Source organism: Deinococcus malanensis, from assembly GCF_014647655.1.
Classification (GTDB): domain Bacteria; phylum Deinococcota; class Deinococci; order Deinococcales; family Deinococcaceae; genus Deinococcus; species Deinococcus malanensis.
Genome location: NZ_BMPP01000001.1, coordinates 167,123 through 187,855, shown reverse-complemented (window position 1 = coordinate 187,855; position 20,733 = coordinate 167,123). Strand labels below are relative to the sequence as shown.

Here is a 20,733-nt window from a genome sequence, read left to right as displayed (position 1 = left end):
GTCCGCCCCCTTTGCAGCTATCCGCAGGTTCAGGTGTCAGGCAGACCCAGCATCAGATTGAGGTTCTGCACGGCCGCGCCACCTGCACCTTTCCCCAGGTTGTCCAGCCGGGCCACCAGCAGGGCGCGTTCGCCATCCTGACTGGCATACACGAACAGCTCCAGATCATTGGTGCCGTTCAGCGTCTGGGGATCGAGAATCTCCGGATTGGCGTCCATGGAGGCTACACGCACGTACTTCTGTCCGGCGTAGTGAGCGGCCAGAGCCCCATGAAATGTCTGGGCGGACACACCCAGATCGCCCAGATGCAGCGGAATGGTGACCGTCATGCCCTGAGCCCAGGCGCCGACGTTCGGCGTGAAGATGGGGGTGCGGCTCAGCCCTCCGTAACGCATGGTTTCCGGGATGTGCTTGTGGCCCAGCCCCAGCGCGTAGCTCAGGAACGGTCCGCGCATGGGGTGAGCTTCTCCCTTCTCGTGGGCGTCCACCAGGGCCCGCCCGCCTCCGGTGTAGCCGCTGTAGCCCTGAATACTCACGCGGAAGTCAGCCGGCAGCAGACCCGCCGTGGTCAGCGGGGCAAGCAGTGCGATGGCGCCGGTGGAATAGCAGCCGGGATTGGCAACGTACCGTGCGGCCCGGATCCGGTCTGGTTGCCGTGCCTCCAGTTCGGGAAATCCGAAGACCCATTCGGGGTGGACGCGGTGCGCTGTGCTGGCGTCGAGCAGCCGGGCAGCAGGATTGGTGGTCAGGACCACCGCTTCGCGCGCCGCATCGTCGTGAAGACACAGAATGCTGACGTCGGCCGCGTTCAGCAGTTCAGCGCGCGCCTGCGGGTCCTTGCGGCGGGCCGGATCGATGCTCAGCAGTTCGAGGTCGGTACGCCCGGAGAGCCGGGCGCGGATCTGCAGGCCGGTGGTGCCGGCCTCGCCGTCGATAAATACGCGGGGTTTGGTCATGTCAGTTGGTCTCCGTAACACAGGCGCACCAGCTCGGCCAGGTCACCCTTGGCCGGGTCTCCAGCCTCGATCCGCCCCAGCAACTCGCGGGGCGTCAGCCACCATGCCTCGCTGAAGTCGTCCGGGTTGAAGTCAGGAGCCCTGTCGGTGCGGATTTCGTACACGCGCATGAAGCCACTGAGCGGCGTCTCGAAGGGTGAGAACGCGGCGATTTCTCGCCAGGGCACGGTATCGAGGTCCAGATTCAGTTCCTCGCGGCTCTCTCTGCGGAAAGCCGTCAGGTAGTCCTCGCCACTGTCCACATGGCCACCCACGCTCATGTCCAGGCAGCCGGGAAACATACGCTTGTGAAGGGTACGGCGGGGAATCCATAGCTGCCCACAGCTATTGACCAGAAAGGCATTGATACCCCTCACCACCCACCCTTTTTCCCACGCCTCGTCTCGGGTGACGCGGCCGATCACCTCGTCGTGCTCGTTTACCCGGTCCAACCACTCCACGCCCGCGGTCATGGCTCCGATTGTCCCATGCGGGGCAGCACTCACCACCGGGGTTTGAGGTTACCCATCAGGTGGTACATCAGGGCCTTCTGGGCATGCAGCCGGTTCTCGGCCTGATCGAAGACCCGGCTCTTGGGGTGCTCGGTGGCTTCCGGCACGGTCTCCTCGCCGTAGTGCGCAGGCAGGCAGTGCAGGAAGATGCCGTCCGGAGCAATGGTATCCAGCATGGCTGGGGTGACCTGATACCCGCGGAAGGCCCGGCGACGGATGTCAGCCTCGGCCTCCATACCCATGCTGATCCACACGTCGGTGTACAGCACGTCGGCCCCCTCGATGGCTGCAAGATCGTTGGTCAGGGTCACGTTTACACCTGCACGTACGGCGTCCATCAGCACGCCGGCATTCGGTTCGTAGCCCACCGGCGTGACGATTGTTACTTCGGTGCCGGTCAGGATGCCCATGTGGATGTGGCTGTTGGCCAGGTTGTTGCCGTCCCCGATGTACACCACCCGGCGGCCCCGCAGGTCCGTGCCGAATTCTTCCTCGATGGTCTGGTAGTCGGCCAGCAGCTGGGCCGGGTGAAGCATGTCCGACAGCCCGTTGATCACCGGAATGCTGGCGTGGTCGGCCAGTTCGTGCAGCGTCTGCTGCAGGTAGACGCGGCCCATCACGCCGTCCACCCAGCGCTCCAGGTTGCGCGCCACGTCACTGACACGCTCGCGGGTGCCCAGGCCGATCTCGGTGTTGGACAGGGTAATAGCGTGGCCGCCCAGTTGGTACATGCCGACGTCGAAGGTGGTTCGCGTGCGCAGGCTGGCCTTTTCGAATACCAGCGCCAGACTGAGGCCCGCGAGCGGCTTGACCTCCCGCCATTCGCCGCGTTTCATGGAATGGGCCGTGTCCATCACTACCCGGAGCTCGGCCACCGACATGTCGAGGTTGCTCAGAAAGTCTCGGCCTGCCAGCACCGGACGCGGCAGATCGGCAGCAGTCAGAAGTGTGTTTTTATTCTCTGCCCGCTGGCTGCCCTGTGCGACTTTTTTTGTGTTTCTGGCGGGCTTTTTTTCGGTTTTGGTAGAGCGGGCGACTTTCGTCATAGAGGGGAAGTATACACGATTGGCGTGTAAGTATGCATCAATCTGGTGCAGTGTCCAGCAGTGATGCGCATTCTGCGGGAAGTGTGACCCGGGCCGCAGTACACTCCGCCCGATGACTGCCGCGCCCATGACCCTGCGAAGCCTGGGGCTGGCCCTCCTGATCACCTTTATCTGGGGGGTCAACTTTGTGGTGATCCGCTGGTCGGTGGATGACGCTCCACCGCTGCTGGTGGCCGCGCTGCGTTTTCTGGTGGCGGCGCTCCCCGCCGTATTTTTCGTGCCACGCCCGGCGGTGCCGGCACGCATTCTGTGGGGCTACGGGCTGGCCGTGGGCGTGGTGCAGTTCGGACTGCTTTACCTGGCCATTTCGCTGGGCATGAGCGCCGGCATGGGAAGTCTGCTGATGCAGACCCAGGCATTTTTCACGGCGCTGATGGCCGCGCGAGTGCTGGGAGAGAAGATCGCGCCCTGGCAGGCCGCCGGCATGACACTGGCCTTTCTCGGGATGGCGGTGATTGGCGCCGTGGCCGGTGGAGATGTGCCACCCTTTCCGCTACTGCTGACACTGACAGCTGCCCTGGGCTGGTCCGCCAGCAACCTGCTGGTGCGGGCCTCAGGACAGGCCAACGTGTTCTCGCTCGTGATCTGGAGCAGTCTGATTCCGCCCATTCCACTGGCACTGCTGGCAGGACTGACCAGCGGATGGGACACGCTGGCCCAGGCCCTCGCCAACGGAGGAGCCATGTTCTGGGGCGCGATCCTGTTCATGGGACTGGGAAACACCGTGCTGGGCTTTGGTATCTGGGCCGCGCTGATTCAGCGCCACGGGGCCTCGCGGGTGGCGCCGCTGTCGCTGCTGGTGCCGGTCTTTGGCATGCTGGCCAGCGCACTGGTGCTGCAGGAGGCGTTTCCACCGGGCAAGGTTGCCGGCGCCCTGCTGGTGCTGGTGGGCCTGTTGCTGCACGTCTTCGGCGCGCGATTCTTTACCCGCGCGCCGCTGACTGGGCCTCAGGGGTAGCCTGGGAGGCATGACCTCTACCCTGTTCGATTCGCACATGCATACGCCCCTGTGCGGCCACGCGACGGGCACGCCACGGGAATACGCCAAGGCTGCGGTGGACGCAGGACTGACGGGTGTGTGCTTTACCGACCACATGCCCATGCCCGCGTGGTATGACGCGCCGTGGCGCATGCGCCTGGGCCAGTTGGAAAGGTACGTTGAGGAAGTCCGGCAGGTGCAGGCCGATTTTGCCGGCGAGCTGGATGTGCGCCTGGGCCTGGAAGCCGACTTTCACCCCGGCACCGAGCGCTTCGTGGAAGGTGTCCTCCGGGCGCACGACTGGGACTACGTGATCGGCAGCGTGCATTACCTGGGCGCCTGGGGGTTTGACAACCCCGAGTTTGTCGCCGAATACGAGGCGCGTGACCTCACCCAGCTCTACGGCGACTATTACGCCCTGGTCGAGGATGCTGCCCGCACGGAACTGTTCGACGCGATCGGGCACCTGGATCTGCCCAAAAAATTCGGACACCTGGATACCGATGGACACGCCGCGCTGCACGCGCTGGACGTGATCGCCGAACGCGGCCTGAGCCTGGATTTCAACACGGCCGGGTGGCGCAAGCCGGTGGCAGAGGCCTACCCCGCGCCGGACCTGACCCGGGCGGCGGCGGCCCGGGGCATTCCTTTCGTGCTGGGCAGCGACGCCCACCGCCCCGACGAGGTGGGGCACCGCTTTGCAGACGCCGTGAAACAGATTCATGACGTGGGAGGCCGCACCGTCACCTACCTTGCCCGGGTGCGCCATGGCTGAGGTGACCCGCAAAGCGCTGGTGGGCGTCCTGAAAACCACCGCCGACCTGCTGGATCTACTGCACCAGGAAGCCTTCCGGGCACAGGCCTACCGCAGCGCCGCGCGCAGCCTGGAAGCCATTGAGGCTGAGGTAGGTGCGCTATTGGACTCTGGTTTCGCGGGAGTGCCCAAGGTGGGCCGGACCATTGCGTCCGAATTGCAGGCCTACGCGGCGTCCGGGGCCTTCGCGCCGCTGGAGGAGGCTGCCAGTCAGGTCCCGCCCGGCGTGCTGGGGATGTTCCGCGTACGGGGGCTGGGGCCCAAGAAGATCCGCACGCTGTGGGACACCGGCATCGATTCGCTCGAAACCCTGCGCGAGGCCTGCCGCGACGGCCGGGTGGCGGCCATCAAGGGCTTCGGAGCCAAGAGCGCGGCGACCATCCTGGACGCGGTGGAGTTCGCACTGTCAGCTCAGGAACGCCAGTACCTCAGCACTGCGCTGGATGTCTCCGAGATGCTGACGGCGCAGCTCGAAGGCCTGGACCCACGCGTCTCGGGCGAGGCCCGCCGGGGTCTGGAGACCGCCGGGACTGCCCTGGTGACCGTGACCGCGACAGCCAGCGATCTGGACGGCCGTCTGGCAGGTCTGGTCGAGGACCTGCAGGCGGATGCGGACCAGCCCATCCTGTCCGGGCGCATCGACGGCGTCCCGTTGCAGGTGGCGTATGCGCCCGCCGAGGCGCGCGGCGCCCTGAACCTGCTGATGGACAGCCCCCAGCCCTACCGTGATGAACTGCGGGCCCGGGCCCGGACGCGTGGTCTGGACCTGAGCACGCAAGGCCTGCACCGGGGAAGCACTCTGCTTCCCACCCCGACGGAGGCGGACGCTCTGCGAAAACTGGACCTTCCCTGTCGCCCGGCCGAGTACAGAGAGCCGGAGCACGACGGCTTGTGGGAAGCCCTGCCGGGGCCAGGCGAACTGGTGACAGCAGCTGACCTGCGGGGCATGCTACACACCCACTCGGTGTGGTCGGATGGCGCGGCGACGGTCGCCCATATGGCCGAGGAGGCACTGCGTCTGGGCCACGACTTCCTGGGCACCGGGGACCATTCACGCGCCGCGCACTATGCCAACGGGCTCAGCATCGAGCGCCTGCGTGCCCAGTTGCGCGAGGTCCGCGAGTTGCAGGCAGCCGGTCTGCCCCTGGTTGCCGGCGCCGAGGTGGACATCCTGGAGGACGGCTCATTGGACTACCCGGACGATGTGCTGGCTGAACTGGACTACGTGGTGGCCAGCGTGCACAGTTACTTCACGCTGGACGCGGCGCGGCAGACCGAGCGATTGATCCGCGCGGCCTCGCATCCGCTGGTCACCATCCTGGGGCATCCCACCGGGCGACTGCTGCTGCGCCGTCCCGGATATGCGATGGATCTGGACGCGGTGCTGGGAGCCTGCGAAGCGGCCGGCACCGTGGTAGAGATCAACGCCAACGCCTACCGCCTGGACCTGGACTGGCGTGACGTTCTGCGCTGGCGCGGGCGCCTGACCTTTGCCATCAACACGGATGCCCACGTGCCCGCCGGTCTGGCGGACACCCGCTATGGGGTGGTGGTGGCACGCAAAGCCGGGCTGACTCCGGCGGAGGTGGTAAATAACCTGAGCAGGACGGAGTTTCTGGCTTTTGTGCAGCGGCAACGGGAAAGCCGCATGGCACCCTGACAGGCTGCCCCGGCGTATCCCAGGCAACACCGCCCCAGACAGGCTGGAGTCAGGCCCTCAGATTTCTGTTGACTTCCCTGCGGGCCACGCCCATAGTGAACGACACTTAACAGTTCATCTGAGCGGCCGTTCGCGGTCCGTGTGGAGGCATTCATGAAACCAATGGGTTATGTCGGGGCACTTATCACAGCGGCGCTGGTGGCGTCGGGGGGCGCGCAGAAGGTCGAAACGCCCGTCAAGATCGGCGTGGCCGTGGCACAGACCAGCAACACCGCCCTGCTGGGCCAGGAACAGGTGATCGGCGCCCGCTTCGCGGAGAAATACCTGAACGCACGTGGCGGCATCAACGGCACGCCTTTCAAGCTGGTGTTCCAGGACGCGGCAGGCGACGAGAACAGCGCCATCAACGCCTTCCAAAACCTGATCAACAAGGAGCGCGTGGTGGGCATTGTGGGGCCGACGCTCTCGCAGCAGGCCTTCGCCGCCGATCCCATCGCCGAGCGCGCCAAGGTACCGGTCCTGGGGCCCAGCAACACGGCCAAGGGCATTCCGCAGATCGGAGACTTCATCGCGCGCGTCTCGGCGCCGGTGGCCGTGGTGGCTCCCAACGCCGTGAGACAGGCGCTGAAGCTTGATCCCAAGATCAAGAAGGCGGCGGTGCTGTACGCCCAGAACGACGCCTTCTCGGTCTCGGAAACCGGCACCTTCCAGGAAACGGCCAAGGCCCAGGGACTGACCCTGGCCACCGTGCAGAAATTCCAGACCACCGACACTGACTTCACCACCCAGGTCACGGCTGTGCTGAACGCCGACGTGGATCTGGTGATCATCTCCGGTCTGGCGGCCGACGGCGGCAACCTGGTCAAGCAGCTGCGCCAGCTGGGCTACAAGGGCCTGATCATCGGCGGCAACGGCCTGAACACCAGCAACATGTTCCCGGTCTGCCAGAGGCTGTGTGACGGCGTCATTATCGCGCAGGCCTACAGCCCGGCCCAGCCGAGCGCGGCCAACCAGGTATTTGTCAAGGACTACCGCGCCCAGTACAAGAAAGACCCGCCCCAGTTTGCTGCCCAGGCCTATGCCGGCGTGCAGGTGATGGTCGAGGCCCTCAAGGTGATTGACCGCAAGAAGAAGCTCAGCACCTGGGACCTGGACGACCTGCGCGTGGCGCTGAACAAGCAGATCCTGGTCGGCAAGTACAACACGCCGCTCGGGCCGATCAGCTTCGATAAGGAAGGCGAGCTCAACCAGCGCGAATTCTATGTCGCGCAGATCCGCATGAAAGACGCCAAGACCGGCTCGTTCGTGTACCTGAAGTAAAGCGGTGACCAGGGTGGGCCGCCAGCCTTCGCGCATGAAGCTGGCGGCCTCGCTTTGAATACAGGCCTCAGGCGAGGCCTATGGCCGGAGGTTGCATGGAATTCAGTCAACTCGTTCAGAACATCATGAACGGCCTGGCGATCGGGAGCGTGTACGCCATTTTCGCGCTGGGATACACCCTGGTGTTCTCGATTCTGGGCATCATCAACTTTGCGCACGGGGCGGTATTCACGCTGGGCGCTTACTTCACGTACACCCTGGTGGTGGGCCAGTTCGAGAACAACGGTCTGCTCAAGGGCATCAACCTGTTTCCGGACGGGTCTCCCCTGTCCGGCAATCCATTTACTTTTGCACTGGCGACCCTGATCGGCGCGGTGCTGGCCGGGCTGGTGGCCGTGCTGATCGAGCGGCTGGCCTTCCGGCCCATGCGCTCGCGGGGTGCCGACCCGCTGCTGGCACTGGTCAGCAGCCTGGGGGTGGCGCTGGTCATCGTGAACCTGATCCAGCTGCTGGTCGGCGCCGAGATCTACAACTTCCCCTCCAACGCCTACGGGGAGGTCAGGCCCGCACTGGCCTTCCAGATCGGGGACAAGACGGTGGTGATCCGCACCGTGCAGATCATCATCTTCCTGGTGAGCCTGGTCATGCTGACGATCCTGGGCTACGTCATTGGCCGCACCAAGATCGGCAAGGCGCTGCGTGCCGTGGCCGAAAACCCGGGCACTGCCAGCCTGCTGGGCATCAGCGTGGACCGCTTTATCCTGATCACCTTCTTCCTGTCGGGATTCCTGGGCGGTCTGGCGGGAACGCTGGTGGGCACAGCCTTCGGCGTGGCCGGACCATACTTCGGGGTGACCTACGGGCTCAAGGGCCTGGCGGTGATCGTGCTGGGCGGTCTGGGCAGCATTCCCGGTGCGGTGCTGGGAGGCCTGGTCATCGGTCTGGCCGAGGCGTTCGTGCCGGCCGATTACAGTGCCTACAAGGATGCGGTGGCTTTCGCGCTGCTGTTCGTGATTCTGCTGGTGCGCCCCCAGGGCCTGCTGGGCAAGCCCGTGATTCAGAAGGTCTGATTCCGGTCGGCCTGTGCGCCCCTTTGATCCGGCACTATTTCCAGAGGTGAAATGAACGACTTTGTCTCCACCTACGGCTTTCTGATTGTCACGCTGCTGCAGGCTGGCCTGCTGGGCCTGAGCCTGTACTTCCCGCTGCAAGCCGGTCAGCTCAGTCTGGCCAGCCCTGGATTCTACGCCCTGGGCGGATATGTGGCCGCCATCATGCTGACCCATCCGGCGTTTTCGGGCGTACGCGACGCGCTGGGACACGGCGTCTTTCCCCTGACCTGGGTGATGGCCGCACTGCTGTCCGGAGTTTTGGGTCTGGTGGTCGGGGTGCCGGCGCTGCGGCTGAGGGGCATCTATCTGGCGCTGGCGACCATCGCCTTCGTCGAGATTCTCCGTGTGCTGTCACTGAACCTGCAGATCACCGGCGGCGCCATTGGTATCTTCGGAATTCCGCAGGCCTTCGGGTTCCAGGACCGCTGGCAGTACGTGTTTCTGTTCGGACCGCTGCTGGTCCTGACGCTGCTATTTGCCTACCAGCTGGAGCGGTCGCGGGTGGGCCGCGCCCTGCGCGCCATTCGCGAGGACGAACTGGCTGCCGACGCCATGGGCGTACCGCCGACCCGCTACAAGGTGCTGGCTTTCGTCATCGGTGCGGTGCTGGCCGGCATCGTGGGGGCCATGAGTGCGCCGTTCCTGAACACCTGGAATGCCAAACAGGGCACGTTCGACGCCTCGATCGCCATTCTGGCCTTCGTGCTGATCGGAGGATCACGCAACATCTGGGGTCCGGTGGTCGGTGGAGCGCTGCTGACCGCCGTGCCGGAAGTGCTGCGCTTCCTGGCGGACTGGCGCCTGATCATCAATGGGCTGGTGCTGGTGGTGGCCAGTCTGTACCTTCCCCAGGGCATCGTGGGTGCATTAGAACGCCTGCGCCGTCCCCGGCCTCCTGAGCGCCCGGCCGCGCTGCCCCCCGCTGAGGTGCACCCATGAGCGCCCGCAACGTGGTGCTTGAGGCCCGCAACATGACCCGGCGCTTCGGCGGTCTGGTGGCGGTCAACAACGTCAGCTTCGATGTGACCGAGGGAGAGATCTTCGGTCTGATCGGTCCCAACGGCGCAGGCAAGACCACCCTTTTTAACCTCATGACTGGCCTTACGCCCCCCAGCACCGGCACGCTGACCTACCGCGGCCAGACCGTGACCGGCCTCGCGCCGCACCGGGTCGCCCAGGCTGGCCTGAGCCGCACCTTCCAGAACATCCGGCTGTTCCGGGGCCTGACTGCGCTGGAAAACGTAAAAATTGCCCAGCATGCCCGCACCCACGCCGGCATCTGGCAGGGCGTCTTTGGCCGGGCCCGCGCCGAGGAGCAGCAGGTTGAACGTCGCGCCTGGGAGCTGCTGGACCTGGTGGGGCTGAGCGACCGGGCCGGCGAAAGCGCGGGGAACTTCAGTTACGGAGACCAGCGCCGCCTGGAAATTGCCCGCGCTCTGGCCACCGAACCGCGGGTGCTGCTGCTTGACGAACCGGCAGCCGGAATGAACACCGCCGAGAAGGGGACGCTCACGGCATTTATCCGCGAGGTCCGTGATCAGTTTGACCTGACCGTGCTGGTGATTGAACACCATGTGCCGCTGGTAATGGGCCTGTGCGACCGCGTGGCCGTGCTGAACTTCGGAGAACTGATTGCCATCGGGGACCCCGTCAGCGTGCAGCGCGACCCCAAAGTGATTGAAGCGTACCTGGGAGGCGAGTAAACGTGGCCCTGCTGGAAATTGAACAGCTCAGCGTGAACTACGGAGCCATCCAGGCGGTGCGGGGAATCAGCCTCCATGTGGACGAAGGCGAGGTCGTGACGCTGATCGGCGCCAATGGAGCCGGCAAGACCACCACGCTGCGGGCCGTCTCACGCATGATGCGGCCCGTCTCCGGCCGGATTACGTTTGCGGGCCGGGACATCACGCGCATTCCGGCCGATGAGGCAGTCAAAATCGGGATTGCCCAGAGTCCTGAGGGCCGTCAGGTGCTCGCACGTCAAAGCGTGCAGGACAACCTGGAACTGGGGGCCTATACCCGACGGGAGCAATCAGAGGTGAAGAGCGATATCGGCCGGATGTATGAGCGTTTTCCGCGTCTGGGCGAACGCCGCCACCAGCTGGCCGGCACGCTTTCGGGAGGAGAACAGCAGATGCTGGCCATTGCGCGCGCCATGATGAGCCGCCCACGGCTGCTGCTGCTGGACGAACCCAGTCTGGGGCTGGCGCCCATTATCGTGCGGGAGATCTTCTCGATTATCCGTGAGCTCAACGAGCAGGGTACGACCATTCTGCTGGTCGAGCAGAATGCCAAGCTGGCCATGAACAGTTCCAACCGCACGTACGTGCTGGAAGCCGGGCAGATGACCTTCACCGGCGAGAGCGCGCAACTGGTCAATGATGAACGCGTGCTTCACGCGTACCTTGGTGGATAGGCCACCTCTGCCACAACCTTGCAGGCGGACCGGGCGGACTCCCCTCACAGAGCCGCCCGGTCCACATGTCACTGCGCTGATGGGCACACCCAGTCCGGGCGCCCGGCCTCTGTGAGGGGAGTCCGCGATCCGGTCCCCAGCCCTCTGGACGGTTTCAACCGCCTGCTGGCCCCCAGAGGCACCATGAGGCCTGCCCCTGAAGTCACTTCACATTAAGTGATCGAATCTGACAGAGACCTGTCCGACATGACGATTGTTACAGCAGCTGGCTATACATCAAAAACAGACTGGCCCCAGAAGGGCCAGCTGTGCGGGATGATCAGAAACGATCAGCGAATACGGTTGAGGCCTTCCTGGGCCGCCCGGTGTCTGGGGTCCAGACGCAGAGCCTGCTCGTAGTTGGCCCGGGCCTTCAGACGGTCGGGGGCCGCACCAACCGCTCCGCGCTCATAGGACAGGCCCAGGTAATAGGCGTATTCCGCTGTGTTGCTGCCCAGCGCAGCGGCGCGGGTCAGGTTGTCCCGGGCGGCTCGCAGTTCGCCACTGTCCAGGCTCAGGCGGCCCAGGTAGTAGTAGAACTCCGGGTAACGCAGCGTGTCGAGCTTCACGGCCTGCGTCAGCTGGGCGCGCGCCGTGGCGGCGTCCTTGGCCAGGTAGCTGACCACGCCGTACTGTCCCACCGCGTAGGCGTTGGTGGGAGCCAGACGTGCAGCCTGCGCAGCTTCGGCACGGGCGGTAGCCACATTGCCGCTCAGGGCCAGCAGCTTGGCGTAGTAGGCCCGGTTGTAGGGGTCGCCGGGATCGGCGATTACAGCCTGCTGCAGGAAATCCAGTGCCATGGGCAGGTTGCCGCTGGCGTAGTACATATCGCCCAGGTTGTACAGGATGATGCTGTTGTCGGGGTTCAGGCTGCTGGCCTGCTTGAACGCCTCGATCGAACGGGTGACTTCGCCCTGCAGTTTGTAGACGTAGCCGCGCTCGTTCCAGATCTTGCTGAGGTTCAGGTTGCGGTCGGTGGCCTGCGCCTGCACCACCGTTTCGGCGGCCGTCAGCACACGCAGGGCCTCGGTCAGGTTGGCCGCTACGGTCTGGCGGTCACTGGTGCCGATGTACTGCTGCTGGTACGCCTGCGAAAGGGCAATATACGCCGGCACATTGCGGGGATCGAGCGCGACCAGACCCTTCAGCGTGGCAATAGCTGGCCCGTACAGCCTCACCCGCACCTGCGAGCGACCCAGCAACAGCAGCGCCTCGGTGTTGGCCGGATCGATCTCAGAGGCGGCCCGGAACGCCACGTAGGCCTGATCAAAATTGCCCCGGTTGTAGTAGAAGATCCCCAGGGCAATGTAGTTGGCCACTGGTCGTACAGCGGGCGCTGGTGCAGGCTGAGCCGGAGCAGTCTGGGCGGGGGCCGCAGGCGCTGGCGTCGCAGGACTCTGGACCGGCTGGGTCTGCGTCGGCGGGGTCGGGCTGGGGGGGGTGGTCTGCGCGGTGGCGCCACCAAGGGCAGCGGCCATAACCAACAGGCCGAGGGTGCTAAAGCGTGAATTCACTCGGAAACCTCCGTGAGGCTGGGGTGGGGCAACGGTCCATTGCAGGCGCTGCCGCGAAACCTGGCCCTGCCCGCAGAGGGGCAATGTTCATGATAGAGGAAATTGAATGACGCCCACGTGAAGTGCCTGTGAGAGCCCAGCCGTCGCGGGCGGCGCGGTGGGGGTAGAGCACCCCGGTTGCAGTGTCCCGGCCCCGCATGATTGTCAGCTGACGTCCATCTTTTACGCAGGGCTTCACCTCGCTTTACGTACATTGTGAGTCGATCCGCCGGCCCGGTTGTCACGTTACAAACCAGATTGCAGCTCCTCTGTGAGCATCTCCACGTCCACCCCCCGGAAGCTGGCCAAACGGCACCATCTGCACGCTGCCATGGGCTGCCCTAAAGTGACCCGTATGGGCAAACATCCTGCAGACCCGCCCGCACCGGTGCGGCGCCTGGGACTGACCGGCAGTATCGGTGCCGGCAAAAGCACCGTGACCGGGCTGCTGCGTGCCCGTGGTCTGACGGTGCTCGACGCCGATGAACAGGCCCGGCAGGTGACCGAGGAACCCGAAACGCTGGCTCGTCTTGAAAAAGCCTTTCCAGGCACGGTCCAGGAAGGACGCCTTGACCGTGCGGCCCTGGCTGCCCTGGTGTTTACAGACCCCTCGCGGCTGGCCGAACTTGGCGCCATCACCCACCCCAAGGTCCGGGCACGGATGCAGGCCCTGGAATCCCAGGCCGCTCAGGCCGGTGCGCTGTGGGTGGTGCATGACGTGCCGCTGCTGTTTGAAGGGGGACTGGACGCTGGCATGGATGCCATTCTGGTGGTCGACGCGCCACTGGACATCCGGGTACAGCGTGTGATGTCGCGCAGTGGCCTGAGCCGTGAGGAGGTCCTGGCCCGAGACGCCCGGCAGTGGCCGAGTGCGCAGAAACGCGCCCGGGCCACGGCCGTGCTGGACAATACCGGCGACCTGGCGCACCTGGAACGGCAACTGGGCCATGCTCTGAAGAAGCTGGGCATTGTACCTTCCGTGTCGGAAAGCTGAGTCGTCCGCAGGCGACAGCAGGTACACTGCATAGCGTGCTGGCCATCCGACTGCTGATCGTGCTGCTGGGCCTGACCTTGGGCCTGCTGGCCGGGCAGACTCTGGCCCTGACGCTGCCTTCCGAGGTCGCCGTGGTCAACACCCTGAGCCTCATGCTGGCCGGCGTGTTGACCTCGGTGCTGCTGCTGGCCCGACTGGAGCGGGTAGTTGCAGGCTGGCTTGACGGTTTTGACCGCTGGTACGCGGGACTGGCACCGCGCACGGTGGCCGCGGCCACGGTCGGGCTGATCGTCGCCCTGCTTCTCAGTGTGCTGCTGGGCAATCTGCTGCGGGGTCTTCCTTTCTATTCCTGGGTTCTGAGCATCACGGTCACATTGCTGCTGGCGGTGTTCTTTGTCGGCTTCGCCGTGCGTCATGCCGACACTTTCGGTGTCTTCACGCTGCCTCAGGTCAGGCGCAGAACCGGCCTGAAGATCCTGGATTCCAACGTCATTATCGACGGGCGCCTGCTGGATCTCGTGCGCGCTGGTTTCGTGGAGGGGGAGCTGGTGGTTCCCGGCTTTGTGTTGCGGGAACTGCAGACCCTGGCCGACCATGCCGATCCCCAGAAACGCACTCGCGGTAAGCGCGGACTGGGTGTTCTGGAAGAGCTTCGGACCGTGCGTCCCCTGCAGGTCAACGACTGGGACGATATCAATGTCCCCACCGTTGACGACAAGCTGATCCGTCTGGCCCGCGAGACCAGCGGCAAGCTGGTAACCAACGACACCAACCTCAGTAAGATCGCCAAGCTTCACGGCCTGGAGGTGCTCAGCATCCATGAGGCGGCGGTGGCCCTCAAGCCGCAGGTACAGGCCGGCGATCAGCTCATGGTGACCATCACCAAGAGTGGCCAGCAGCAGGGCCAGGGGGTGGGCTACCTGGAAGACGGCACCATGGTCGTCGTCGAGGACGGGCTGAAGTACCGTGGCCGGGCGGCCCGCGTTCTGGTGGTCAACAACGTGCAGACCAACGTGGGTCGCATGATCTTCGCACGCGTAGACCGCAGCAGCGACGCGGCCTGAGGGAGGTACTTTCTTCCGTAGGCCTTCGCTTGCCTCTTTATTGATAATGAATTATCTTTTTCATTATGACAAAGCCTACCTCCGCTTCTCTTCCCATCACCGTGCTGTGCGGCTTTCTCGGAGCCGGAAAAACCACGCTTCTGAATCATCTGCTGCATCAGAACGAGGGGCGCCGGATTGCCGTCATCGTCAATGAGTTCGGAGCCGTCAATGTGGATGCCAGTCTGGTCGTGCAGACCGGCGAACAGACCATCGAACTCAGCAACGGCTGTATCTGCTGCACGCTCCGTGGTGACCTCCTGCACGCAGTGCATGACCTGCTCGAAACACGCGACCTGGACGGCATCCTGATTGAAAGCACGGGCATCGGCGAACCGCTGCCTATCGCGCAGAGCTTCTGCCTGACGCCCGAGGACCTGGACCTGGACGCCGAGCCGGGTCAGGACCCTATTCCAGACCTGACTGGCCGGGCGCACGTGGACGCCATGATCACCGTCGTAGACAGCGCGCAGTTCTTTCCACTGTGGGACCGTCAGGACCTGATTCCCGGAGATGATGCGGGGCGCGGCTTTGGGGAACTGCTGGCCGAGCAGATCGAGTTTGCCGACATTGTCGTGCTTAACAAGACTGACCTCGCTGCTCCTGAGGACATCACGCGCCTGAGAGAGCTGGTGGGCATTACCAACCCCTTTGCCCGGGTGCTGGTGGCCACACGTGGCGAACTGCCCAGTGAGGAGCTGCTGGACGTGCAGCTATTCGACATGGAGCGCGCCATGCAGATGGACGCCTGGATGACCGAACTGGAAAAGGAACATACTCCCGAAAGCGAGACATATGGCCTCGGTACCCACATTTACCGCAGCGACAGGCCCTTTGACCCGCAACGGTTTCACGCGGCCCTGACCAGCGGCCTGCCCCAGAACGTCATCCGCAGCAAGGGCTGGGTCAATCTGGGCGACGGCATGGCCACCCTGTGGAATCACACCGGGCGTCAGCTGGCCCTGGAACAGGCCGGCCACTGGCACGACCCTGAACTGGCCTTCAGTGAGATCGTCTTTATTGGACCTGACCTTGATCCCACGCTGCTCGATGGCCTGCTCGACAGCGCCCTGACTGCCTGACAGCCTGCAGGTCCGGGCTGCAGAAATCACATCTCAATTTGCGTCCCGGATGGGAACACGAGCGGTGCGCGATTGTGCATCCAGTCAGAACAGTTCCCGGCAAGTGCGGCCCTTCTTACAATGACCCATGCCACCTGTGCCGACCCCGCCGACCGACCCCCGTGCCCAGCACCTGATGAACGAACAGCAGCGCGAACTGCGTCGCCTGTACAACGACGAAGACAGCCGCACCGAGCCCTTCGATCCGCAGACGCTGAGTGGCGAGGGCAGCCTGCTGCTGACCCTTGAGGAAGACGGACGGCTGCTGGCCTGCGGCGCCCTGAAAAAGCTGGAGGCAGACACGGCTGAGATCAAACGGATGTACACCGTGCCCGGCGCCCGGGGCCGGGGTCTGGGCCGGGAAATTCTGTCCGCACTGATTCAAGCCGGGCGGGAGGCAGGCTACGCCCGGCTGGTTCTGGAAACCGGAAACCAGCAGCCCGAGGCCGTCCACCTCTATGAGCGTGCCGGGTTCAGGCGAATCCCGAATTACGGGTACTACGCGGACATGGAAGACAGCCTCTGCTTTGAGCTGCCGCTGCGCTGAGCGTTCAGATCACCCGAAGTAACCCAGCAGGTCAATCAGCGTGCGGGCATAGTCATCGGGCCTGATGCCACGCTTTTCCAGCTTCACGGATGGTGGAAAGGTCTGGACCTCGGTCCTGAGCGGAAAACGCTTGAGGCCGGCGGCGTCGTAGTCCAGCCCCTTGTAGGCAAAGGTCACCTGCAGGTGGGTCATGGTCTCCCCCACGCTCAGAACCCGCTTGGCTAGAGCGGTCAGGCGCAGCTTGGCCAGATCGATGAAGTTCTGCACCTCGGGCGCCGGCGGGCCGTACTTCTTGCGCAGGTCGCGCTCCACCCGGCTGATGGCCTGCAGGGTCCGAGCCTCGGACAGGCGGCCGTAGGTGGCGATGCGGGCCTCCTCGTCGTGCTCGAAGTACTCCGGAGTCAGGCGGGCACTCACTGGCAGGTCAATGGAGACGCTGGGCGGAGCTTCCAGTTTCTCACCCTTGAGTTTGGCGACCGCCTCCGAGAGCAGCTCGGTATACACGTCAATGGACACGGCCTGTACATGCCCGTGCTGCTCCTCACCCAGAATATTGCCTACCCCGCGGATCTCCATATCCTTCTCGGCCAGCAGGTGTCCGCTGCCCAGGTCCTGCAGGTCGGCAATGGCCCACAGCCGGCGCTGGGCGTTTTCGGTCATGCGCGGCGGGTAGAACAGATAGGCGTAGGCTGTCTGCGCGCGGCGGCCCACGCGGCCCCGCAGCTGATACAGCTGCGCCAGGCCCAGGCGGTCAGCCCGCTCAATCAGGATGGTGTTGGCCTCAGGAATGTCCAGGCCAGTCTCGACGATAGTGGTCGAAAGCAGCACATCAAAGGCGCCCTGCTCGAAGCCCAGCATGATCTCTTCAAGTTCTTCCTCGTTCATGCGGCCGTGGGCCACGCCGATACGCGCTTCGGGCACCAGATTGCGCAGGTACAGGCTGCGCGCCCCGATGCTGGCGATCCGGTCATGAATGTAGAAGACCTTGCCGCCGCGCTCGATTTCGTTCAGGATCGCGTCGCGGACCGTCACCGGGTCGAAAGGCGCCAGAATGGTCTGAATGGGCTTGCGGCCCTTGGGCGGCGTCTGGATGGAGCTCATGTCGCGCAGGCCAACCATGCTCATGTACAGCGTGCGCGGAATGGGGGTGGCCGACAGGGCCAGGGTGTCGACCGCGCGGGCCTCGGGTGGCAGTTCCAGCCTGCCGTCAGTCATGGCCGGCAGACCCCGCAGGGCGCGCAGCTTCTCCTTCTGCGAGACGCCGAAGCGGTGCTCCTCGTCCACGATGATCAGGCCCAGGTCCTTGAACTCGATATCGCCGGACAGCAGGCGGTGGGTGCCGATCAGAATGTCCACCTTGCCGGCCTTCAGGTCGTTCAGGATACTTTTGGCCTGCTGGGGGCTGGTGAAGCGTGACAGGCCCTCGACCCTTACTGGCAGCCCCTTGAAGCGCTCCACGAAAGTCGAGGTGTGCTGCTCGGCCAGCAGCGTGGTGGGCACCAGAATGGCGACCTGCCGGCCGTGACCGACAACTCGGTGGGCGGCACGCAGAGCCACCTCGGTTTTCCCGAAGCCCACGTCTCCGCTGATTAGGCGGTCGGCGGGGTTGGGCTTTTCCAGATCCCGCATGGTTTCTTTCAGCGATGTCTTCTGGTCACTTGTCAGCTCGAACTTGAAATTCTGCTCGATCTGTTCGTCCCATTCCGGCTGGGGCGGGAAGGCGTTGCCGGGAGTCACCTGCCGCGCGGCGTACTGCACCAGCAGCTTACCGGCCACTTCCTCGGCATTCTTGCGGGCGCGTTCCTTGGCCTTGGCCCAGTCCTTTTTGTCGAAGGAACTCAGGACCGGCGGGTCGTCGGTGGTGCCAGGGTGGCGGCGCAATACCGGCAACTGCTCGATGGGAACGCTCAGGCGCGCACCTCCCCGGTACTCGATGTTCAGGTAGTCGCGCGTCACACCCAGGACCTTGCGGGTCTCCAGACCCTCGAACCGACCGATGCCGTGCTCGGGATGAATCAGGAAGTCGCCCACGTGCAGGCCCAGTGCGTCCGTGACCGGCCGGCCAGTCAGTTTCTTGCCCCGCAGCGCGCTGCCGCCCTGGAAGCCGTAGATCAGGTCCTCGGTGATCACGACCGTGCGGTGCTCGGGAATCACGAAACCGCCCTCGCCTGCAGCGCGCAGGAAACCTAATCCGCCCTCGGGCAGCCGGGGAATGCTCAGCCACGGGATCTCGTGGCTGCCCAGCAGCTTGTCGGCCAGATAGGCCGCAGTGCGGTCATGGCGCACCAGGACAAATACCCGGTAGCCGGCGCCGCGCCACTCCAGCACATCACGTTCCAGATCCGAAAGGCGGGCGCGGTAGAAGCCCAGCGTCTGCAAGCCGGTGTGCAGGTCCGGCAGCTCCAGCGGAGCCCGGCCAAAACTGGTGACCTCCCGCGCGGCCAGCCGGGGCCACAGCGTTTCGGCCAGGACGCCCAGGGAGGAGGCATAGAACTCGGGGGAATCCAGGAACACCCGGCCCGGCAGCAGGTCCAGCCGGGTGGCGTCCCACTTGACGTCGGTCAGGTACTCGCCGGTCGGCTCCAGCGTGAATGAAGTGGTCTTCGCTCCGGTCAGTTCACCCGGCGCCAGGGTCCGCAGGGTATCGAGTTCATCACCGAAGAATTCGGCGCGCACCCACAGGCCTTCCTCGGCGTCGGCCGGCAGGCCGGTTCCAGGCTCCAGGCGAAGTTCCAGCGTGTCACCACGCAACTCAAAGCCAGGTTCCTCGCCACGTTCGTACCCCAGCCGTTCCAGGCGCGAGAGCAGGGCTTCACGCGGGTAGGTCCCGCCCACCTTCAGGGTCAGGGCGTGTTCCTCAGGGTTGCTGGGGAACAGGTCAAGCGCGGTGTTGACATCCAGCACCACGTGCTCGTGCCGCGCGTCCCAGTCGCGCAGGCCCGGGTTCACACTGACCGGCGCGCCCAGTACCCCCGACGAGGCATAACTCGCGAGCCGGTCGGGGGTGGTCAGCAGGACCGCCGGCCCAGGATAGGAGGCGAACAACGCCGCGCGCGCGATCTGCGGCAGCAGCAGCAAATTACCGGGCGGCGCAGGGTCAAGCAGTTTCGATAGATTGGGCGCGGCGAGGGTCACTCCGGGATTGTACGCGTGTGTTCCCGGCCACGCGGAGAGCAAAAAGACCTAATGGCCTTCAGGATTTATAGCTTCAGCATTTAGAGAACCAGCCGCCCCAGCTTGCGGTACTCCAGGTGCAGGGCCTCGGTGACCAGGTCCTGGCTGAGATTCTCGTTTCTGGACACAGCCATAAACACGGCGTTCATGGCAATGCTTCGGATATTGCCGCCCGAGACCTCTGCCTGGGCCAGGGCGCGAAAGTCCACGCCCGTGGTGTCCAGCGCCTCAGGAAAGGCCAGCCGCCACAGCCGCTCGCGCTCGGCAGGCTGCGGCGGGCGGAAGTTCAGCACAAACTGGATACGGCGCATAAAGGCCACGTCCATGCTGCTCTCCAGATTGGTGGTCAGTACCGCCAGACCGTTGAAGGTTTCCAGCCGCTGCAACAGGTAGTTGACCTGAATGTTGGCGTAACGGTCGTTGCTGTCGCGCACCTCGCCACGCTTGCCGAACACGCTGTCGGCTTCATCGAACAGCAGAATACAGCCGCCCTGGTCGGCCGCGTCGAAAATGCGCCGCAGGTTCTTCTCGGTCTCGCCGATGTATTTGCTGACGGTGCTGCTCAGGTCAATGCGGTACAGGTCGAGGTTCAGATCCGTAGCCAGCACCTCGGCGCTGAGGGTCTTGCCGGTGCCGCTGGGCCCGCTGAACAGGGCCGTGAGCGCCCGGCCTCGCCCGGGGCGGGCCATGCCCAGCTGCTCGTACACCTGCGAGCGGTGACGCACATGCGCCGCGATCTGCCGCAGCACCCCGGCCTCGGAGGGCGGAAGAATCAGGTCCTGCCAGCTGGCGCGCGCGTCCACCCGTTCGGCCAGTGTGCCCATCAGGCGGCGGTTGGCGGTGCGGGTGGTGTCCCACGCCCGCTCGATACGGGTGGCGTGACTGGCGTTTCCAGGCAGCGACAGCCGCGCTTCACGCGCCAGCACACTGATCCGGTCCAGGCTGAGGCGGTCATCATTGCGGGGGCGCCGGCCGCTCGGGCAGGTGATCCGTGCGTGTGCACCGGACCACCGGACATGATTGTCCGGGGCAGTGGCACCGTACTGATCAACGGCCGGCCAGCTGCGCGGCTGGGAGACCCCACCACCCACGGTGGCGTAATCGTGGCCGGGGCACCCACCGTGAATATCGGTAGCTGAGCGGCAGTTCCCCTTGCCGGAGCCACCACATAACCGGCGGAGATGTTTAGCAGGGGTCCGTCTACAGGGTTTCCTGGTCTTGGTGTGAGGTGTACACTGGTCGTTGTGTCGGGTGAAAGCCCCGACGATTTTTTGCGGATTGGCAGGCT

At 64.7% G+C, this 20,733-nt stretch carries 19 protein-coding genes; 13 read left to right on the top strand and 6 right to left on the bottom strand.

The genetic code is table 11. The features are described from left to right. Nucleotides 1-29: 29 nt before the first annotated feature. The 3 genes from argC to argF are packed head-to-tail and all read right to left on the bottom strand — an operon-like array spanning nucleotide 30 to nucleotide 2,553. Nucleotides 30-956 (bottom strand): N-acetyl-gamma-glutamyl-phosphate reductase, encoded by a 927-nt coding sequence (gene argC, locus IEY49_RS01015; RefSeq protein WP_189003682.1) that lies wholly within the window; start codon nucleotides 954-956, stop codon nucleotides 30-32. Beyond that, nucleotides 953-1,468, bottom strand: a complete 516-nt coding sequence (locus IEY49_RS01010) for an NUDIX hydrolase (RefSeq protein ID WP_189003680.1) — start codon at nucleotides 1,466-1,468, stop codon at nucleotides 953-955. Before IEY49_RS01010 ends, argC begins: the two co-directional genes overlap by 4 nt. A 29-nt stretch (nucleotides 1,469-1,497) precedes the next feature. Beyond that, nucleotides 1,498-2,553, bottom strand: coding sequence for an ornithine carbamoyltransferase (gene argF / locus IEY49_RS01005; protein ID WP_189003678.1), 1,056 nt, complete (start codon nucleotides 2,551-2,553; stop codon nucleotides 1,498-1,500). Between the two features lie 112 nt (nucleotides 2,554-2,665). Between argF and IEY49_RS01000 the strand changes: the two genes are divergently transcribed. From IEY49_RS01000 to IEY49_RS00965, 8 genes are all read left to right on the top strand, one after another. Then, nucleotides 2,666-3,571, top strand: coding sequence for an EamA family transporter (locus IEY49_RS01000; RefSeq protein WP_189003676.1), 906 nt, complete (start codon nucleotides 2,666-2,668; stop codon nucleotides 3,569-3,571). A 10-nt stretch (nucleotides 3,572-3,581) separates the two neighbouring features. After that, nucleotides 3,582-4,367, top strand: a complete 786-nt coding sequence (gene hisJ, locus IEY49_RS00995) for a histidinol-phosphatase HisJ (RefSeq protein ID WP_189003674.1) — start codon at nucleotides 3,582-3,584, stop codon at nucleotides 4,365-4,367. Then, nucleotides 4,360-6,066, top strand: a complete 1,707-nt coding sequence (locus tag IEY49_RS00990; protein ID WP_189003672.1) for a DNA polymerase/3'-5' exonuclease PolX — start codon at nucleotides 4,360-4,362, stop codon at nucleotides 6,064-6,066. The genes hisJ and IEY49_RS00990 overlap by 8 nt, the downstream gene beginning before the upstream one ends. A gap of 153 nt (nucleotides 6,067-6,219) precedes the next feature. Beyond that, nucleotides 6,220-7,386 carry an ABC transporter substrate-binding protein gene (locus tag IEY49_RS00985; RefSeq protein ID WP_189003670.1) on the top strand — a complete coding sequence of 389 codons (1,167 nt, stop codon included), beginning with the start codon at nucleotides 6,220-6,222 and terminating at the stop codon, nucleotides 7,384-7,386. Nucleotides 7,387-7,481: 95 nt separating this feature from the next. After that, nucleotides 7,482-8,456, top strand: a complete 975-nt coding sequence (locus IEY49_RS00980) for a branched-chain amino acid ABC transporter permease (RefSeq protein ID WP_189003668.1) — start codon at nucleotides 7,482-7,484, stop codon at nucleotides 8,454-8,456. A 51-nt stretch (nucleotides 8,457-8,507) separates the two neighbouring features. Beyond that, nucleotides 8,508-9,437: a branched-chain amino acid ABC transporter permease gene (locus IEY49_RS00975; protein WP_189003666.1), complete on the top strand. Its 930-nt coding sequence runs from the start codon at nucleotides 8,508-8,510 to the stop codon at nucleotides 9,435-9,437. Then, nucleotides 9,434-10,201, top strand: coding sequence for an ABC transporter ATP-binding protein (locus tag IEY49_RS00970; protein ID WP_189003664.1), 768 nt, complete (start codon nucleotides 9,434-9,436; stop codon nucleotides 10,199-10,201). Before IEY49_RS00975 ends, IEY49_RS00970 begins: the two co-directional genes overlap by 4 nt. Nucleotides 10,202-10,203: 2 nt before the next feature. Beyond that, on the top strand, nucleotides 10,204-10,914 hold the full coding sequence (locus tag IEY49_RS00965; protein WP_229780566.1) for an ABC transporter ATP-binding protein: 711 nt from the start codon (nucleotides 10,204-10,206) through the stop codon (nucleotides 10,912-10,914). Between the two features lie 329 nt (nucleotides 10,915-11,243). Here the strand turns inward: IEY49_RS00965 and IEY49_RS00960 are convergent, their stop codons facing one another. Next, nucleotides 11,244-12,467 (bottom strand): tetratricopeptide repeat protein, encoded by a 1,224-nt coding sequence (locus IEY49_RS00960; protein WP_229780565.1) that lies wholly within the window; start codon nucleotides 12,465-12,467, stop codon nucleotides 11,244-11,246. Between the two features lie 394 nt (nucleotides 12,468-12,861). On the opposite strand from IEY49_RS00960, the gene coaE reads away from it, so the two are divergent. The 4 genes from coaE (at nucleotide 12,862) to IEY49_RS00940 (ending at nucleotide 16,271) form a co-directional block, all read left to right on the top strand. Then, a complete protein-coding gene (gene coaE / locus IEY49_RS00955; RefSeq protein WP_189003663.1) occupies nucleotides 12,862-13,500 on the top strand; it encodes a dephospho-CoA kinase in 639 nt (212 codons plus the stop codon). 35 nt (nucleotides 13,501-13,535) lie between these two features. Then, nucleotides 13,536-14,564: a PIN/TRAM domain-containing protein gene (locus IEY49_RS00950; RefSeq protein ID WP_189003661.1), complete on the top strand. Its 1,029-nt coding sequence runs from the start codon at nucleotides 13,536-13,538 to the stop codon at nucleotides 14,562-14,564. A 65-nt stretch (nucleotides 14,565-14,629) separates the two neighbouring features. Beyond that, a complete protein-coding gene (locus tag IEY49_RS00945) occupies nucleotides 14,630-15,685 on the top strand; it encodes a CobW family GTP-binding protein (protein ID WP_189003659.1) in 1,056 nt (351 codons plus the stop codon). 127 nt (nucleotides 15,686-15,812) lie between these two features. Then, nucleotides 15,813-16,271: a GNAT family N-acetyltransferase gene (locus IEY49_RS00940; RefSeq protein WP_189003658.1), complete on the top strand. Its 459-nt coding sequence runs from the start codon at nucleotides 15,813-15,815 to the stop codon at nucleotides 16,269-16,271. A gap of 9 nt (nucleotides 16,272-16,280) precedes the next feature. Here IEY49_RS00940 and IEY49_RS00935 read toward each other — a convergent pair whose 3' ends face one another. Continuing rightward, complete coding sequence (locus IEY49_RS00935) at nucleotides 16,281-19,406, bottom strand: DEAD/DEAH box helicase (RefSeq protein WP_189003656.1); 3,126 nt, start codon at nucleotides 19,404-19,406, stop codon at nucleotides 16,281-16,283. An 80-nt stretch (nucleotides 19,407-19,486) separates the two neighbouring features. Further along, the gene (locus tag IEY49_RS00930; RefSeq protein WP_229780564.1) at nucleotides 19,487-20,371 is read right to left on the bottom strand and encodes an ATP-binding protein; all 885 of its coding nucleotides are present in this window, start codon (nucleotides 20,369-20,371) and stop codon (nucleotides 19,487-19,489) included. Nucleotides 20,372-20,440: 69 nt separating this feature from the next. On the opposite strand from IEY49_RS00930, the gene IEY49_RS00925 reads away from it, so the two are divergent. Further along, a complete protein-coding gene (locus IEY49_RS00925; protein WP_229780563.1) occupies nucleotides 20,441-20,584 on the top strand; it encodes a PAAR domain-containing protein in 144 nt (47 codons plus the stop codon). Nucleotides 20,585-20,733: the final 149 nt, after the last annotated feature.

What these genes read in the sequence shown, in the direction of transcription:
- IEY49_RS01000 (WP_189003676.1), top strand. Translation starts at nt 2,666, where the DNA reads ATGACTGCCGCGCCCATGACCCTGCGAAGCCTGGGGCTGGCCCTCCTG.
- IEY49_RS00945 (WP_189003659.1), top strand. Translation starts at nt 14,630, where the DNA reads ATGACAAAGCCTACCTCCGCTTCTCTTCCCATCACCGTGCTGTGCGGC.
- IEY49_RS01010 (WP_189003680.1), bottom strand. Translation starts at nt 1,468, where the DNA reads ATGACCGCGGGCGTGGAGTGGTTGGACCGGGTAAACGAGCACGACGAG.
- IEY49_RS00985 (WP_189003670.1), top strand. Translation starts at nt 6,220, where the DNA reads ATGAAACCAATGGGTTATGTCGGGGCACTTATCACAGCGGCGCTGGTG.
- IEY49_RS00970 (WP_189003664.1), top strand. Translation starts at nt 9,434, where the DNA reads ATGAGCGCCCGCAACGTGGTGCTTGAGGCCCGCAACATGACCCGGCGC.
- IEY49_RS00940 (WP_189003658.1), top strand. Translation starts at nt 15,813, where the DNA reads ATGCCACCTGTGCCGACCCCGCCGACCGACCCCCGTGCCCAGCACCTG.
- argC (WP_189003682.1), bottom strand. Translation starts at nt 956, where the DNA reads ATGACCAAACCCCGCGTATTTATCGACGGCGAGGCCGGCACCACCGGC.
- IEY49_RS00990 (WP_189003672.1), top strand. Translation starts at nt 4,360, where the DNA reads ATGGCTGAGGTGACCCGCAAAGCGCTGGTGGGCGTCCTGAAAACCACC.
- IEY49_RS00980 (WP_189003668.1), top strand. Translation starts at nt 7,482, where the DNA reads ATGGAATTCAGTCAACTCGTTCAGAACATCATGAACGGCCTGGCGATC.
- coaE (WP_189003663.1), top strand. Translation starts at nt 12,862, where the DNA reads ATGGGCAAACATCCTGCAGACCCGCCCGCACCGGTGCGGCGCCTGGGA.
- hisJ (WP_189003674.1), top strand. Translation starts at nt 3,582, where the DNA reads ATGACCTCTACCCTGTTCGATTCGCACATGCATACGCCCCTGTGCGGC.
- argF (WP_189003678.1), bottom strand. Translation starts at nt 2,553, where the DNA reads ATGACGAAAGTCGCCCGCTCTACCAAAACCGAAAAAAAGCCCGCCAGA.
- IEY49_RS00975 (WP_189003666.1), top strand. Translation starts at nt 8,508, where the DNA reads ATGAACGACTTTGTCTCCACCTACGGCTTTCTGATTGTCACGCTGCTG.